At 57.4% G+C, this 15,779-nt stretch carries 12 protein-coding genes; 7 read left to right on the forward strand and 5 right to left on the reverse strand.

Annotated elements, in window-relative coordinates; all coding sequences use genetic code 11:
* Positions 1 to 14 precede the first annotated feature (14 nt).
* Together A6R74_RS15645 and A6R74_RS15650 are read right to left on the reverse strand one after the other, a co-directional pair.
* On the reverse strand, positions 15 to 3,089 hold the full coding sequence (locus A6R74_RS15645) for an efflux RND transporter permease subunit (protein WP_064235406.1): 3,075 nt from the start codon (positions 3,087 to 3,089) through the stop codon (positions 15 to 17).
* The gene (locus tag A6R74_RS15650; RefSeq protein ID WP_064235407.1) at positions 3,076 to 4,236 is read right to left on the reverse strand and encodes an efflux RND transporter periplasmic adaptor subunit; all 1,161 of its coding nucleotides are present in this window, start codon (positions 4,234 to 4,236) and stop codon (positions 3,076 to 3,078) included. The genes A6R74_RS15645 and A6R74_RS15650 overlap by 14 nt, the downstream gene beginning before the upstream one ends.
* Before the next feature lie 101 nt (positions 4,237 to 4,337).
* Between A6R74_RS15650 and A6R74_RS15655 the strand changes: the two genes are divergently transcribed.
* Positions 4,338 to 5,006 (forward strand): TetR/AcrR family transcriptional regulator, encoded by a 669-nt coding sequence (locus tag A6R74_RS15655; RefSeq protein ID WP_064235408.1) that lies wholly within the window; start codon positions 4,338 to 4,340, stop codon positions 5,004 to 5,006.
* Between the two features lie 157 nt (positions 5,007 to 5,163).
* On the opposite strand, the gene A6R74_RS15660 is transcribed toward A6R74_RS15655, so the two are convergent.
* Positions 5,164 to 6,069 (reverse strand): LysR family transcriptional regulator, encoded by a 906-nt coding sequence (locus tag A6R74_RS15660; RefSeq protein WP_064235409.1) that lies wholly within the window; start codon positions 6,067 to 6,069, stop codon positions 5,164 to 5,166.
* A gap of 110 nt (positions 6,070 to 6,179) precedes the next feature.
* Here A6R74_RS15660 and A6R74_RS15665 point away from each other — a divergent pair, with 110 nt between their 5' ends.
* Together A6R74_RS15665 and A6R74_RS15670 are read left to right on the forward strand one after the other, a co-directional pair.
* Entirely contained in the window at positions 6,180 to 6,818 is a 639-nt protein-coding gene (locus A6R74_RS15665) for an NAD(P)-dependent oxidoreductase (protein WP_064235410.1), read from the forward strand.
* Positions 6,819 to 7,213: 395 nt separating this feature from the next.
* Entirely contained in the window at positions 7,214 to 8,059 is an 846-nt protein-coding gene (locus A6R74_RS15670; protein WP_064235411.1) for an alpha/beta fold hydrolase, read from the forward strand.
* Between the two features lie 120 nt (positions 8,060 to 8,179).
* Here A6R74_RS15670 and A6R74_RS15675 read toward each other — a convergent pair whose 3' ends face one another.
* The gene (locus A6R74_RS15675) at positions 8,180 to 9,475 is read right to left on the reverse strand and encodes an amidohydrolase (RefSeq protein WP_064235412.1); all 1,296 of its coding nucleotides are present in this window, start codon (positions 9,473 to 9,475) and stop codon (positions 8,180 to 8,182) included.
* 15 nt (positions 9,476 to 9,490) lie between these two features.
* The gene (locus A6R74_RS15680) at positions 9,491 to 10,360 is read right to left on the reverse strand and encodes a GNAT family N-acetyltransferase (protein WP_082906704.1); all 870 of its coding nucleotides are present in this window, start codon (positions 10,358 to 10,360) and stop codon (positions 9,491 to 9,493) included.
* A gap of 236 nt (positions 10,361 to 10,596) precedes the next feature.
* Between A6R74_RS15680 and A6R74_RS15685 the strand changes: the two genes are divergently transcribed.
* From A6R74_RS15685 to A6R74_RS15700, 4 genes are all read left to right on the forward strand, one after another.
* Complete coding sequence (locus tag A6R74_RS15685; RefSeq protein ID WP_064235413.1) at positions 10,597 to 12,072, forward strand: aldehyde dehydrogenase family protein; 1,476 nt, start codon at positions 10,597 to 10,599, stop codon at positions 12,070 to 12,072.
* Positions 12,073 to 12,124: 52 nt separating this feature from the next.
* A complete protein-coding gene (locus tag A6R74_RS15690; RefSeq protein WP_064235414.1) occupies positions 12,125 to 13,456 on the forward strand; it encodes an NAD(P)/FAD-dependent oxidoreductase in 1,332 nt (443 codons plus the stop codon).
* 168 nt (positions 13,457 to 13,624) lie between these two features.
* The gene (locus A6R74_RS15695) at positions 13,625 to 14,299 is read left to right on the forward strand and encodes a haloacid dehalogenase type II (RefSeq protein WP_064235415.1); all 675 of its coding nucleotides are present in this window, start codon (positions 13,625 to 13,627) and stop codon (positions 14,297 to 14,299) included.
* 34 nt (positions 14,300 to 14,333) lie between these two features.
* Positions 14,334 to 15,608, forward strand: coding sequence for an NAD(P)/FAD-dependent oxidoreductase (locus A6R74_RS15700; RefSeq protein WP_064235416.1), 1,275 nt, complete (start codon positions 14,334 to 14,336; stop codon positions 15,606 to 15,608).
* The last annotated feature ends 171 nt before the right edge of the window (positions 15,609 to 15,779 follow it).

Consider the following 15,779-nt stretch of genomic DNA (forward strand, 5'->3'; position numbering starts at 1 on the left):
GTGCGGTCATGGTGCTAGGCATCAACAGGTCGCGATACCCACAGCCGATATAGCGCTGGGGTAAAGACAAACGACACTAGCGTTGCTAAGAGTAGACCAAATCCAATAGTTTGCGCGAAGGGTGGCCAAAGACCGCCGGAAGCCACCATTAGCGGTATTAAACCAGCAAAGGTAGTGATCGTGGTCGAAACGATATGTCGGCTGGTGGGGCCACTGATCACCGCCAGCATGGCGTCAATGTCGCCTCGGCGGGCGGCTTCATCGTCATCCAAGGCGGCAATAATGATAATGGTGGCATTAATCGCTACCCCCACCAAGCCCATAATACCAACGATAATCACAAAGCCAAACGCATGCCCGCTGAGTAGCAGCGCGACAATGCCCATCCCCATTGCCTGGGCTCCGGCTATAAAGACGATGGCGGCCCGCCGGAAGGAGTTAAAGGCCAACACCACGGTGGCTACCATGGCGATGACTAGCAACACCACCGAAGCAAGCAGCTGGCCCACGGCTTCATCACGCTCGGCAGCTTCACCACCGGTTTCAATGCGGTAGCCCCGTGGCAATTGAAACGCCCCCGAGTCCAACGCCGCCTGAAGCTTGCCATCTAGTTGAGTCATGGAGACCGCTGGCAAAGCGTCAGCCACCAGGTACCCTTGCACCAACTGAACCCGTTCCGCGTTACGGCGGGTAATCACGCTCCAGGCAGGCATGAGCGACACCTCCGCCACCGCCGCCAGTGGCAGGCCCTCCGCTACTTGGTCGCTGACCAAGCGCAGCGCCGCCAACTGCTCGGCGTTAGTGCGCCACTCATCGGCGTAGCGTACCCGCACCGGCAGTTGCTGAGTATCCTCCAGCAGCATGCCTGCCGATTGTCCCGAGAGCGCGGCACCCACTTGTTCCGCTAACCGCTGCGGTGTCAGCCCAACATCACTCAATGCAGTATGGTCGATATCCAGGGTTAACCTGGGCAAATCACGCTGCATGCCCGCCCGCACATGGGTGACTTGCGGCAGTTCGTGCATGAGCCCCGCCAGCTCAAGCCCCAGCGATGACAGCACCGCTAGATCATCGCCATAGACCCGTAGCTCAATCGGGGCTTTAAACGGCGGGCCCTGCTCATACTTGCGCACCACGCTTTGGGCCTGGGGGAAACGCTGATCAAGCGCCTGCTGCAGGGCGGGCACGCGCTCGTTAGTGATTTGTAACGACGCTGTATCCACCACTAGGTGCAAAAACGCTGGGTTGTTATCCTCATTGGTAAGCACGTTGTAGTACATCATCGGTGCGCTTTCACCCACAAACGCCGAGACGCGGGTGACGCCCGGCAGCTCCCGAATCATCGCCTCGACCTCATGGGCCAGGGCTTCGCTGTTAGCCATACTGCTGGCAGGAGGCAAGCGCACCTCTATATGAAACTGATCGCGGTCTGCGGGTGGGAAAAACGCCACGTCCAGTGTAGGCATCAGCGCCATGCCACCCACCGGCACGCACAAGGTAATGATCATCGCGGCCCAGGGATGACGCAGCGCGCTACGTACCGTTCGGCGAAAACCGCGCTTAACCCTATAGCTGATGCCGCTTTCGGTTGGCGCTGGAGGTTTGTCAGCAACCTTGGCTAACAGCATGGGTGACAGTGCTGGCACCAGCAGCAACGAGACCAGATAAGAGCTTACCAGTGCAACCATCACCGCCATGGCCAAGGGGCCTACGAACTCCCCCGCAGGGCCTGGCATCAACACAATCGGCATAAACGCCAGAATGGTGGTTAAGGTACTGGCCAATAGCGGCACTGCCAAGTGGCGCAGTGTGTCTCGGGTAGCGGCCAGCGCTGAATCGCCTTTCAAAAAACGCTCGCGCAGGGCGTTGGTCATCACAATGGCGTTATCGACCATCAACCCCAGGGCCACAATAATGCCGGTAATGCTCATCTGGTGGATATCGATACCCAGCGGTTTGAAGAACGCCAGGGTCAGCAGAGCCGTGGCGGGAATCGCCAGTCCCACTGTCACCGCCGAGCGCCAGCCCATGGTAAGGAACAAGATCGCCACCACCAGCACCAGCCCTATCAATAGGCTAACTGCCACGTCACTCAAACGCTGATTGGTGTAACTGGCTTGCTCGAAGACTTCTTCAACCGCGATACCAATCGGTAGCTCGTCGGCAAACGCCGACAACTGCAGCTGGGCTTGTTCCACCCAGCGATCAATTCGCTGGCCGGGCGCCATACGGGCGCCGACAAATACCGCACGCTCGCCATTTAACAGGGCCACCGCGGCAGGCGGGTCTTGTACGCCGCGGCGTAGTTCAGCCAACTCGCCAAGCCTGACGGTTTGCCCCTGGCGAGTCGCCACTTCTATATCGCGCAGCCTATCAAGCGCATCGAACTCACCGCTTAGCCCCACCGTTAGCCGGTGGCCGTCGGACACCACTTCACCTGCGGTACGCCGACCGTCGCTTGCTTCAATGGTGGCCGCTAACTGCCCAACGGAAAGCCCCAAAGCATTGAGCTCAAGCGGGTTAACCTTTACTTCTACCTCCTCCCCCGCCACGCCAAAGCGGTGGGTATACTCCGTGCCAGGGACGTTTCGAAACGCGGCTTCCAATCGCTCAGCGTAGCGCTCCATCAGTTGGGGATTGGGTGGGGCGTCCAGTGTCCAGCGCAGCGCGGCCACGATGCTAAACGCGTAACTCCGATCATCCAACAGCTCCGGCGTTTGCACGCCGTCAGGCAGCGTAGGCGCCACGTCGGCCAGCTTGTCTCGCACGCGACTCCACACCGGCGTTACGTTGGTCACAGCGTCCTCAAGCTCAAGGCTAATCACCGCAATGCCTTGGCGTGAGGTGGATTCCAGTACGCTAATCTCAGCGATGGTGCGTAGTTCATCCTCAATGGGACGCGCCACTAAAGCTTCAACCTGCTCGGGGGTGGCGCCCGGAAAAGGCGCTAATACGGTGGCCATGCGCGCCACCAAGTGAGGATCCTCCGCACGTGGCAAGGTTTGAATGGCCGACAGCCCGGCGACCACAAGAAGGCCCAGCGCGAGCGCTAACAGTCGTCGGTTAAATAACCACTCAAGGCGCTTCATTAGCCACTTCCTCACTCAGCGTGACCTGCTGCCCTGGGGTAATCCGGTGGGTGCCGCTGGTAATCAGCCGCATACCCGGCGCTAGCGTACCGCGCACAAAGGCTTGGTCGCCTTCGCTGTGCAGCAGTTCTACGCTGGCCTGGGCCACACGGTAGTGATCATTTTCTAGCGGCTCGGCCACCAATACATTCCACAGGCCACGGTCAGCGGCTTGCAGGGAGTCCAACGGCACCCAGTAGCCGCTTGCGGGCTCGGTGATTGTGTAGCGCAGTTCTGCCAAATCGCCGGGCACGGCGTGGTCTGTAGCTTCCAGCGATACCACCAGCGTCTGGGTGCGGCTGTCGCTGTCAACCTGGGGCAGCCGGGCACGCACCTCTGCGCGGATCGCCTCGCCATTGACACTCAGTTCAACGGCCTCGCCTGGGGTAAACGTGGCCGCTAGCGCGGCAGGTAGGCCAAGATGCGCTTCTAACTGTTCGATATCGATAAGATCGAAAGCCGACGTTCCGCTACTCACCAGACTGCCGACACTGACATGGCGCTCGATCACCCGTCCGGTAAAGGGCGCTTTTAATGTGCTGTCATCCAAATCGGCGGTCAGGCTATCGCGCTCGGCAGCCAGCGCCGCAAGTTGAGCCTGAAGGGTTAGCCGATCGGTACGGGCCTGATCCAGTGCGGTACGGCTGGCAAAGTTATTCTGGTTTAGCTGCGCCTCACGCTCCTCCTGTCGCTGGGCAAGGGCGAGGCTGGCACGGGCTTCTTCACTGCGCGCGGCGACCTCCGCCAAGCGGCTCTCTAATCGGCGGGTATCCAGCGTGGCCAGCACATCCCCTTGCTCAACCGCATCACCTCTGTCGGCGGACACAGCAGTGACCCGCCCCGCGGGTTCGAACGCCAGTGATACTGACTGGCGCGCCACCACACGCCCGGTTAAGCGCACCTCCCGCTGCAGCTGTTCAGCCTGTTCCAGGGCCTCGGTCGCCACCTGCAGTAGGGCGTTATCAGCGCCTTGCTGGCGGGCCAGCTGAGCACTACTGCGCTGGCTGGTCAGGAAAAACACCGCCACCAGTGTGACACCTATCATCAGCAGCGCCGCCAACATGCCGCGTAGTCGGTGGCGCCAAGAAGACGCTAATAACCTAACCATAATGGCCTCGAAATGGTTTATTCTTGAACGATACCGTCCACTATAATACCTGTACGCGTACGTTCAATATTTATTTACTCGATGGGCACGGATTGCACTGGATGACAGATTCTCAACATACATCGCCGGAACCAACACGCCGCGCTGGCCGACCTAAAGATATGGCTAAACGGAATGCCATGATGGATGCGGCGGCAAGTCTGTTTTTTCGCCATGGCTTAGAGGGGGTAACGATGGAAGCCGTTGCCCGAGAAGCGGGGGTTTCCAAAGTCACCGTTTACGGCCATTTTGTAACCAAAGAGGCCCTGTTTGGCAGTGTGATCCGGCGTGAAACCACCATCATCCGCCGCGGGTTGGATAAACTGCCCGACACCCACAGGGCGGTGCGCCAATCGCTGATCGAGGTCGGTTTAAGCCTGGTGCGCTTTTTATTAGAGCCCCATGTGCTGGCGGTTGAACGGGTAATGACCGCCCAGGGCGAGCAGTACCCGGAGCTGCTACGGGCGTATTTCGAGGCAGGCCCCTGGGCCACTAAACAGTGGCTTCAGGAGAAATTGGAGGGGTTAGCCAACAGCGGGCACTTAACGCTTACCGCACCTCAATCTGCCGCCGACCAACTGTGCAGCATGTGGCAGGGCACGCTGGTCACAGAAGTCCGTATGGGCGTGCGCCAACCGCCCTGTGATGAAGAGCTTCACCGCCAAATCAGCAGCGCCGTGGATGTGTTTTTGGCGGCGTATGGGAAGCCCCGACGAGATAACGTCCACTAGGTATGTTATAGACGCGCCAGCTTGCCGTGCCCTATAGCAGAGGGTAGACAAGTCTGCCAAAAGAAACACCCAGCTAATGAGTTTTACCCACTGCAGAGAGCATCAGTTCCAACAAAGCTTTATCTCAGAACAAGGGCATTCTTGGCGTGGTATAGCGTTAGGGCTCTCTTTGCAACCAGGCGTCAAAAAAGGTCATAAATGCACGCGCTTTAGCGGTTACGTGTCGTCCTGGCGGATATACCGCATAAACACCGCCTTCGGGCAGTGCCCACTCGTCAAGCACGCGTACTAAACGTTCGGCCGCTATCTCTCGCGCCGCGGTCATATCCGGCATTACGGAAAGACCGCCGCCAGCGACCATCAGCGCGACTAAACTCGCCGTTGAATTGGCCGCTAACCCTGCGCTCATTTGCACCTCATACCGCTCATCGCGTCGCTGAAAAGCCCAGGTTAACGGCGCTTTTAGCGGTGTAAATGCGATCCACGCATGGGCTTCCAGCGCCTTGGGATGTGTGGGTATGCCGTGGCGTTTCAGGTAATCAGGAGCAGCCACCACATGCTGTTGAAAAGTGCCTATCCGACGGGCGCGTAGCGTGGAGTCTTTTAGCCAGCCTAAACGAAACGCTAAATCGATACCCTCCTGAACCATATCGCTTACTTGGTCGCCGCTACGTAGTTGTATGTGTAGTGCCGAGTGCAAACGACTGAACGCCACCACCGCTTCGCTCAACACCCCGGCGGCGTAATCTTCAGGGGCCGTGATACGCAGCTCGCCGTGCAACTGTTGTGTGTCACTCACGGCACTGGCAAGCGCCCCCTGTAGATCGGTTAACAGCGGATGGCACTGATGATAAAGCGCCTCGCCGGCCTGGGTAAGCTGAACCCGCCGCGTGGTACGAAGGAACAGCGTTACCCCCAGTCGCGTCTCCAACTGCCGAATTTGCAGGCTTACCCGGGTTTTTGTGCAGCCTAGCCGCTCCGCTGCCTTGGTAAAGCTGCCGGCTTCCACCAGGGCGATAAAGATCGGCAAACCGTTTAAATCGAACTCGCTGGCGGTGGTCATTTAGAGCCCTATTGTTATGAAAACAACAACAGTAAATTACGTTAATGGCTATTTTTCAAATCAATAACGCGTACGACAATGCAGCGACTACCCACTGAAGGAGTACTACGATGAAGATTGCACTGATTGGCGCTAGCGGATTTATTGGTTCCGCCCTGTTAACCGAGGCACTCTCCCGCGGTCATCACGTGACGGCGTTAGTGACTCGCCCTGAACGGGTGGCACCACAGGAGAATGTCACTATCGTTAAAACCGATGTATTAAATACTGATGAACTCGCCGGTCAGCTTCGCGGTTTTGAAGCCGTTATTAGTGCCTTTAGCGGCCATGCCCAGGAGAACGTTTACGACTACTATCTCAAAGGCTTTAATTCGATTTTGGCCGCCACCCAACACGCTTCTGTGCCTAGATTACTGGTAGTAGGTGGCGCGGCCACACTCGAGGTAGCGCCAGGTAAGCTTTTGTTAGATGCGCCGGGGTTCCCGGCAGAGTATCGGGCTACAGCGGAAGGGGCGAAAACGGCCCTTAAAACACTGCGCGCGCAAACGGCTCAAGCGTGGACATTTCTCTCCCCCGCCGCTGAGATATTCCCTGGCGAGCGCACGGGCAGTTTCCGGCTTGGCACCGATACGCTACTCACTGATAGCGAAGGTAAAAGCCGTATTTCCGTACAGGATTACGCCATCGCCATGATTGATGAGCTGGAAAACTCACACCATACCAATCAGCGGTTCTGCACCGCGTACTGAGCCAGTTCCCATAACCCCCTCACCTGAGATTGGAGAGGGGGTTATCTTTAATTCACCGTAATACTCATCAGTCATATTTAACTACGTGAATTAATCCAAACACCACCCGACTACACATTAACTAACAACTGCGTATTAAAAAGTTACTTATAAGGCATTTCTTACATAGGTATAGCGAATCTCTTACAAATACTATCAACAATATCCTACATACACAGCCGCCAATACCTTCAACAATCATGTAGACATAAATAAAGAAATACTAAAAAACTTGCACACTTGTGACAGCTAATGAACTTGATAGGTTCATAATCAATTACTCAGACATGCACGCGCATAGAGCTCACATTAATAGAACTCGCATTAACTGACCCAATTACTGCAAGGAAAAGATCATGAAAGCCAATACCGATCTCGTTAAGATAGGCAACCATTGCGTGCATGTAGAGTTTTATCAACAGCCTCAAAATACTGAAAGTATTATTATGGTCAACGGTGCACTAGCTACCACGGCCTCTTTTACCAATTGTGTCAAATACTTGAGTGACGGGTTAAACGTTATCCTGTTTGATTTGCCTTTTGCCGGCCAGTCGAAACCGCATAACCCTGTGGGTGGCATCATTACCAAGGATGATGAAGTTAATATCCTCCTAGCTCTGATTGAACGTTACCAGCCAACGTCGCTACTTTCCGTTTCTTGGGGAGGCTATGCCGCCATGATGGCATTGGCGCAATCCCCCACATCGATTAAAAGAGCGGTGCTAGCCTCATTTTCAACTCAGCTTAACGTCGGCATGCTGCGCTATATCAATGGTGCTCGCCATTATATTCAAATTGGCGATGTCAAAACCGCTGCTAACTTGCTTAATGAAGAAGTAGGAAAATACTTACCCCGCTTATTAAAATATATCAATTACCGGCACCTCTCACGCTTAGATGATCAAGAACTTCAACAGGTTTGCTTTCATATCGAGCAAATACTTTCCATGAACGACACCGACTATGAGCAACTGCTGGGTAATATTGAGATACCAACGCTTTTCGTTAATGGCAAACTGGATGAGTACACGACGCCAGAAGACATCCTAATCGCCGACGACTATATGCCGAAGTGCGAGTTTGAAGTCGTGCCCAATGCAGGCCATTTTCTTGACCTTGAGCATGCTGACGCAAGGCAGCGAATGGAAAAAATCCTGCGCGGCTTCTTGATTCCAGGCGAGCTTGAAAGACAGGTTGCCTAAGCCAAGACGGGAACTGTCTATCACCGCTATTCAACAACACAGAGCCACCTCGCTAAGCGCCATAACCGCTTAGCGAGGTGTTTTGATATGGCTTTTAGCAAAAAAAACGACCGCATCATCTCAAGGATTAAGGGCTACCTGCATCAACGCACCCACCGCCAACGGCATCACTGCTTCATCAAAGTCAAAGCTGGCGTGATGATGGCCAGCCGCAAGATCAGCGCCAAAAATCATGTAAGTCGCCTGACCACCACGCTCCATCACCCTGGCCATTAGCGAGGTGGCATCTTCAGAGCCTGCAGGCGTCACGTCGTGCCTCACTAACTGGGAGATGCCGGGGTAATCGGCGAGGCAAGCGGCAATTTTTTCTACCAAATCAGGACTAGCGGCACACGCACTAGCAGCGCCTACGCGCTCGGTAGAGATGCTTACTCCCTGCATAGCGGCGGCCCCTTTGAGCACCTCAAAGGCACGGTTTCCCATATAGCTGTTTATATCCGCAGTGGCGCCTCGGGTCTCCAGCGTTAACAGCGCGCTATCGGCAATGATATTGCGCCCACTCCCGGCATGCAGTTGACCAACATTAATCCGCGCAGCGCCTTGGCTGTGTGGGGCGATGGCGTGTAAACCCAGGGTCGCCTGGGCTGCCGCCAGTAGCGCATTGTGGCCAATCTCTGGCTGCCCGCCGGCATGTGCCGCCTTCCCCGAAAAGTGAACATCCAGCTTGGTGGTGGCCAGAAAGCCATCCGCCGCGCATATCACCTGGCCGCTGGGGTGGCCGAGGCCCAGATGCGTGGCGACCAGTCTGTCAACGTCATCGACGACTCCCGCCTCGACCATCGACTGAGCACCCCGAACGCCCTCTTCGGCGGGTTGGAAAATCAATTTTATTTTGCCAACCAACTGACTGGAAAATTGGCTCAACAGTTCGGCCATTCCCAAGCCAATGGTGGCATGCCCATCATGGCCGCAGGCGTGCATTGAGCCTTGATTGAGCGAGTGAAAACCCTCTTGGTAAGGGCGGTGATTGCCCTCGCTGGACTCTACGATGGGTAAGGCATCAAGGTCGAAACGAAACGCCTGGGTTGGCCCAGGGCGCTGCGTATCCAGTGTGCCCACCACGCCGGTAAAGCCCCCTTCCAGGGCAGGCAACCAACGTTCAATGGCACCCTGTGTGCGCGCACGTGCCAAGGCTTCTTCCAGGGTTTGCCTATCCGGCACGCCCATGCGTGCGCAACCACTCACCACCGCTTGCCCCAGTTGAACGCTAAACCCCAGTTGGCTAAGCCGTTCAGCCACAAGGCTGGCGGTGCGAAACTCCATCCACCCCTGCTCGGGGTAGCGATGAAAGTCACGCCGCTGGGCATTGAGTTGGGGGGTGATAGCGTTAGCAGCATCCACAATATTCGCGTTCATAAGGTCTCTCCACCGCTAGCCCATGGCCTGAGATATCAAGCCAAAGCGCGTTAACGGCCCCTCCTCAATGCTCTCGCCATAGTACATGCGGGTCACTTCGTCGACGCAGTTGAGTCCTGAAGCAGTCAGCCAGCTATCATCGTCGGGATCCACTAAGTCGATGCGTATAAATTCTCCCTCACTCTCCGCCAGCAGCGCCAATACCAACGCCTGAGCCTGTTCAGCACTGCGTGCCAGAATAGGGCCTATTTGCGCACCGCGCCCATACGTTCGCTTCAGCGCTACCCCTTCAATCACGCCCGCCTTTTCAATCACCATCCCATGGGTAGCCGATTGAGCGACCACCGCATGAGCCGGACTGTCGGGTGAGAGAGCAACCAGCGCCGCCTGATCGCTTGCCTGCATCGCACGTAAACCCGGCAGCGGCGGCGCAAGCGGTGTATCGGTGACTATCCCTTGGTATTGGCAGATCCGATTGCATGCCTCAAAACCCATCTTTTGGTACAGAGGCCGGCCCGCGGCCGTGGCTACTAATAGCAGCGTCCGGTCACCCGCCAGCGCCATCAACCGCACCATCATCTCGCGCCCCAGCCCGAGGCCCTGCCACTCGTCGCTAATAACCACCAGCCCCAGGGTGGCCATAGCCCCTTGATTGAAGCAGAGCCCAGTGCCCACCAGTTCACCGTCGATGCTCTCCAGAGCGACGCCCTCTCCCACATCAAGCATTTGGCGCCAATCGTCGATGCGATGGGGCCAGCCAAGTTTATGGGACAGGCTATGCGCCGCCTCAAGATCGTTAACGGTTATTGTTCGCCACGTTAAGCCCTCACGTTCAAAGCGGGCAGTCGCGTTAGCTGAAGCAGACGTCAAAGGGGAGTGGGTCATCGCACTATTTTCCTTGAACTGGTGTTGATCGGTTTGCCGCTACTTTGGCACTCAGGGCGACGCGATGCCACGCCGTAAACGAGCGCTTTGCGCAATTCAGCAGATTTAACCGTCGCTGCTATAGGTGAGCGCATCACCTGCGCCCAAGCACCCTGTACTCAGCACCCCATGCTGGGGCATCCGACCTAGGATGGTAGGTAAACGAAAACGCTATTGAACTAACTTCAAGGACTCTTATGCCAAGTTTCGATCCTGCCCGCATTGCCTTGCCCTGTGCGCACTTTATTCAAGGCCAGCACGTAACTGACCCAAGCGCGCTCAGCGTATCCCGTCCCTCCGACGGGGCCGTCTATGCCGAGTTGCCCATGGCCGATGCCAATCGCGTCGATGATGCTGTCACCAGTGCCCACCAAGCGTTTGTGCGCGGCGACTGGTCACGCTGCGCGCCGCGGGAGCGGGCACGTATCATGCGCCGCTGGGCGGATCTGATTGAAGCCGATATTGACTATCTCGCCCCACTGGAATCACTCGGCTCCACCCGGCCGATCGACCAGACGCGGGCCTGGGATGTGCCCTACACCGCCGAGGGTATTCGCTTCTTTGCGGAATTCGCCGACAAACACGGCGGCGAGGTCGCGGCGACCGCCCACGACCACCTGGGTATGCAGATTGCCGAACCGCTCGGCGTGGTTGGCGCGATCGCCCCGTGGAACTTTCCCCTCAGCATGACCTGCTGGAAAGTCGCTCCCGCCCTGGCAGCGGGCAACACGGTGGTGCTTAAGCCCTCCGAAATGACGCCTTTCACCGCCGTGCGGCTGGCCGAGCTAGCCATCAAGGCGGGCATGCCGCCAGGGGTGTTCAACGTCATTCAGGGTAATGGGCCGGTCACTGGCGACGCGCTATGCCGTCACCCCTATGTGGCCAAAGTCACCTTCACCGGCTCAACGGTGACCGGGCGCACCATCATGGGCGCCTGTGCCGAAACCGGGCCCAAGCCGGTCACCCTGGAGCTGGGTGGCAAGAGCCCGCAGCTGGTGTTTGCCGATATCCCGGATATTGATCGCACCGCTAAAACCCTCGCCGCGGCGATTACCGGCAACGCCGGGCAAGTGTGTGTAGCAGGCTCGCGGCTATTGATCCAACGCGAACTGCTTGAGCCCATGATTGAACGGCTTAGCGGGCTTTTCAAAGCCCTTACCCCAGGTCACACCTGGCAGGCAGGCGGTTGGTTTTCACCGATTATTTCCAACACCCAGCTGACCCGCATTGAATCGATTGTAGCGTGCTCCCGCGAGGCGGGCGCTGAATTGCTGGCCGGGGGAGAGCGCTTCGAACGCCATGATGGCGGCCATTTTTATCAGCCCACCCTGCTGCATACAAACGATCGACACAATCCCGCCGTGGAGGAAGAAATCTTCGGGCCCGTGCTGACCATTCAAACCTTCGACAGTGAAGAAGAGGCACTAGCGCTGGCCGAGCACGATGTTTACGGCCTGGCAGCCGGTATTCATACCGCTGACCTGGGGCGTGCGCTGCGCACGGTAAGAAAGCTCTCGGCGGGCACGGTATGGGTTAACCGTTACGGCCGCAGTAACGACTACATTCTTCCCACTGGCGGCTACAAACGCTCTGGGGTGGGCCGGGACTTGGGGCGTGCTGCCTTTGACGCCTGCCTGCAGCATAAAAGCGTGCTGATCGATCTCGACCAGTGAGTGACACCGCGTATTGGATGGTTACTTTATCTATCAACTAGAGGTAGCAAGCATGTTTATCAACGTGGACGCTGTGCACGACTCTCCTACCCTTCCCGAGCAGGTGGATGTGGTGGTGATCGGTGGCGGCATTGTGGGGACTACTGCAGCCTATGAGTTGGCCCGACAGGGTGTATCGGTTGCCCTGCTGGAGAAGGGGCTTATCGGCGGCGAGCAGTCCAGCCGCAACTGGGGCTGGGTACGCCAGCAAAACCGCGATATGTTCGAACTGCCACTGGCCATGTATAGCCTTGATCGCTGGGAAGCGTTCTCTACCGAGTTGGGCCGCGATGTGGGGTTTCGGCGCAATGGTATTGTTTACACCACCGATAGCCAAGCCAGCCTTGCCAAGTGGGAGGCCTGGGGAAAACAGGCCCGGGAACGCGGCTTTATCAGCCATATGTTGAGTGCCGAAGAAGCCCGTGAGCGCTCACCAGGCAGCACCACACCCTGTATTGGCGGCGTTTGGTCGCCCAACGATGCCCAGGCAGAACCCTCAATGGCCTGTTCGGCCATCGCCACTGGGGCCCGTGAACACGGCGCCTATCTTCACCAAAACTGTGCGGTGCGCGGCCTGGATCTGCATGACGGGCGTGTGAGTGGCGTGTGGACTGAACATGGATTGATAAAAACTTCGACGGTTATCTGTGCAGGCGGGGCCTGGAGCTCTCGCTTCTGCCGTCGCCACGGCGTTGAGCTCCCCTCGGCCAATATCATGGGCACCACACTGCAAACTACCGCCGCACCGGAGGTCACGCCGGGTTGTTTAATTACCCCCAAGGTCGCTCTACGCCGCCGCCTGGATGGCAGCTACACCTTGGCGCTGTCGGGCCTTGGCCGGGTGGAAATCAGCCCTCAGGGGCTTCGCTACGCGAGCAAATTCTACGCCGCCTACCGCAGTAAATTAGCCAAGAAGCTGCAGATACGCATCGGTGCGTCTTTCTTTAACGGGCCAGAAGCGGCCGGCAGTTGGCAGTTTGATCAGGTATCGCCGTTTGAGCGCCAGCGCGTGCTTGACCCCGCCCCTGACCTACCTCAGGCACGTGCCGCCCTGGCTGCCCTACAGGCAGAGTACCCCGCGCTCAAAGGTGTCCATATTGCCCGCGCCTGGGGCGGCATGATCGATACCACACCGGATATGATACCGATCATCTCCCCGGTTGAGTCCATCCCCGGCTTTATCGTCGCCGCTGGCTTTAGCGGCCACGGCTTTGGCATTGGGCCTGGGGCAGGAAGGCTGGCGGCGGATTTAGCGACCAATGCAACGCCCGTTGTCGATCCTGCTCCTTACCACATCAAACGCTTCTCCGATGGCAGCCGTATCCGCCAGCCCGAAATGATGTGATCGGCCTGCCGCATTCTATGCTGCATCAATCCCAAAAAAAGGCGGTTTGTGTTAGCCGGGCGCGTACTTTCAGCGTCTGGCGCCTGCTCAAGAATGCTGTAATGAAATGAGTAGCTGCGCTAAGGACTCTCCAACTACTCCGATTACGACAAAAGAGGATCAAACACCATGAGCGAGATTATGCGCCCTAAGTACATCACCTTTGATTGTTACGGCACTCTCACCAACTTCCAGATGGGGCGCATGACGCGCGAGATTTTTGCCGATCGCATCCCTGATGCTGAACGCATGGAGCGCTTCGTGCAGGACTTTGGCGCTTATCGTTACGATGAAGTACTCGGCGAGTGGAAACCCTATGCGGAGGTTCTCTGCAGCGCTCTGGAGCGCACCTGCAAACGCTGGGGCATCGAATACCGTGACAACGAAGGCATGCTCTATTACCAGGCCGTGCCTACCTGGGGCCCACACCCAGACGTCATTGAGGGGCTGGCGAAAATTGCCGACAAAATCCCCCTGGTGATTTATTCCAACGCCGATGACAGCCAAATCATGTCGAATGTGCAAAAGCTTGAGGTGCCCTTTCACAAGGTCTTCACCGCCGATACGTTCAAAGTTTACAAGCCACGTTTAGCCGCCTTCGAAGCCATGATCGACAGCCTGGACTGCCACCCCGAAGAGCTGTTGCACGTCTCATCCAGCTTCCGCTATGACCTTATCTCTGCCCACCTAATGGGCATCAAGAACAAGGCGTTTGTGGCCCGCAACCACGAGCCCTATTGCGACGGCTACGGGGCGACCAAGATTAACGATATCCGCGACTTGCCCGCGTTAGTCGGTCTTTAAGCTGACTGTTTCGCCCACCGTGCAGGAGCCGCCCATGCAACTCAACTCCTATTGGCTGTCCACAGCGCCCGCCTTCACCGGGGGCCAGCAGGCCCTCACCCAAGAGCACTACGATGTTGCGGTGGTGGGCGGCGGTTTTACCGGGCTGTCGGCTGCCCGCACGCTGGCCCGGGGCGGGGCCCGGGTAGCACTGCTGGAAGCAGGCCAAATCATTGGTGAAGCCTCGGGGCGCAACGGCGGCCAGTGCAACACCGGCGTGGCCCAAGACTACGCCAGTCTGGTCGAGCAGCTTGGCCGCGAGCGCGCGATTGCTCACTACACCACTTACGCCGATGCCGTCTCCAGCGTCGAGCAGGTGATGGCCGAAGAAGCGATCGACTGCGACTACCTGCGCCACGGCAAGCTGAAACTGGCGGCTAAACCGGAACACTATGACAAGCTCGCACGCACCTGCGACGCCATTCGCCGCGACGTGGATAGCGACGTGGAAATGCTCTCTGCCGCCGCCGTTAGAGAGGAAGTCGATTCAAAGCTCTACCATGGCGGATTGCTTCAGCGTAACGGCGGCCAGATGCATATGGGGCGCTTCGGCGTCGGCTTGGCCGAAGCAGCGGCGAGGCATGGCGCGCATATTTTTGAACGTACGCCGATGACCCGCGTCACCCGCGAGAAGTCCGCGTACCGGCTAGGCACACCCAGCGGTGACATTCGCGCCGAAAACGTGCTGCTGGCCACCGGCGCTTCGCAGACAGGCCCACTAAGCTGGTTTCGCCGCCGCCTGGTGCCGGTGGGCAGTTTTATCGTCGTCACCGAGCCGCTTTCAGCCGCCCAGTGTGCCCAATTGCTGCCCCAGCGGCGCTCTTATGTCACCAGCCGCATTGTCGGTCACTACTTCCGGCTTACCGCCGACAACCGGCTGCTGTTTGGCGGGCGGGCACGCTTTGCCATGTCCGGCAGCCAATCCGATGCCAAAAGCGGCGAGATACTGCGCCGGGGGCTGGAAGAGGCCTTTCCCCAACTAAAAGGGGTGCGGCTCGACTACTGCTGGGGCGGGCTGGTCGATATGAGCCAAGACCGGTTTCCCCATGCAGGGCAGCACAATGGCATGTACTACGCCATGGGCTATAGCGGCCATGGCGTGCAGATGTCGGTGCATATGGGGCATGTGTTAGCCGAGGTGATGCTTGGCAACCGCCAAAACCATCCTTGGCAGGATACCAAGTGGCCAGCTATCCCCGGCCATTTTGGCAAACCGTGGTTTTTACCCCTGGTGGGTAGCTGGTACCGACTACAGGATCGATTGCATTAAGCCATCACCACAGCACTCACACTACTTCCCAAACTCACCAAGAGAGCGATCAAAACAGCGATTACAAAAACAGGGCTATTAAGAAAAAAGCTATTAAGAACAAGGCTATTAAAAATAGAGCTATTAAAAAACAGCCAAGCACGCGCTGCCAGACTCACAACAACACTTAAT

This window comes from Halomonas sp. ALS9 (genome assembly GCF_001651035.1).
Lineage (GTDB): Bacteria > Pseudomonadota > Gammaproteobacteria > Pseudomonadales > Halomonadaceae > Vreelandella.

Excerpts from the sequence above, each read along its gene's own strand:
- A6R74_RS15645 (WP_064235406.1), bottom strand. The coding sequence starts at position 3,089 with ATGAAGCGCCTTGAGTGGTTATTTAACCGACGACTGTTAGCGCTCGCG.
- A6R74_RS15650 (WP_064235407.1), bottom strand. The coding sequence starts at position 4,236 with ATGGTTAGGTTATTAGCGTCTTCTTGGCGCCACCGACTACGCGGCATG.
- A6R74_RS15655 (WP_064235408.1), top strand. The coding sequence starts at position 4,338 with ATGACAGATTCTCAACATACATCGCCGGAACCAACACGCCGCGCTGGC.
- A6R74_RS15660 (WP_064235409.1), bottom strand. The coding sequence starts at position 6,069 with ATGACCACCGCCAGCGAGTTCGATTTAAACGGTTTGCCGATCTTTATC.
- A6R74_RS15665 (WP_064235410.1), top strand. The coding sequence starts at position 6,180 with ATGAAGATTGCACTGATTGGCGCTAGCGGATTTATTGGTTCCGCCCTG.
- A6R74_RS15670 (WP_064235411.1), top strand. The coding sequence starts at position 7,214 with ATGAAAGCCAATACCGATCTCGTTAAGATAGGCAACCATTGCGTGCAT.
- A6R74_RS15675 (WP_064235412.1), bottom strand. The coding sequence starts at position 9,475 with ATGAACGCGAATATTGTGGATGCTGCTAACGCTATCACCCCCCAACTC.
- A6R74_RS15680 (WP_082906704.1), bottom strand. The coding sequence starts at position 10,360 with ATGACCCACTCCCCTTTGACGTCTGCTTCAGCTAACGCGACTGCCCGC.
- A6R74_RS15685 (WP_064235413.1), top strand. The coding sequence starts at position 10,597 with ATGCCAAGTTTCGATCCTGCCCGCATTGCCTTGCCCTGTGCGCACTTT.
- A6R74_RS15690 (WP_064235414.1), top strand. The coding sequence starts at position 12,125 with ATGTTTATCAACGTGGACGCTGTGCACGACTCTCCTACCCTTCCCGAG.
- A6R74_RS15695 (WP_064235415.1), top strand. The coding sequence starts at position 13,625 with ATGAGCGAGATTATGCGCCCTAAGTACATCACCTTTGATTGTTACGGC.
- A6R74_RS15700 (WP_064235416.1), top strand. The coding sequence starts at position 14,334 with ATGCAACTCAACTCCTATTGGCTGTCCACAGCGCCCGCCTTCACCGGG.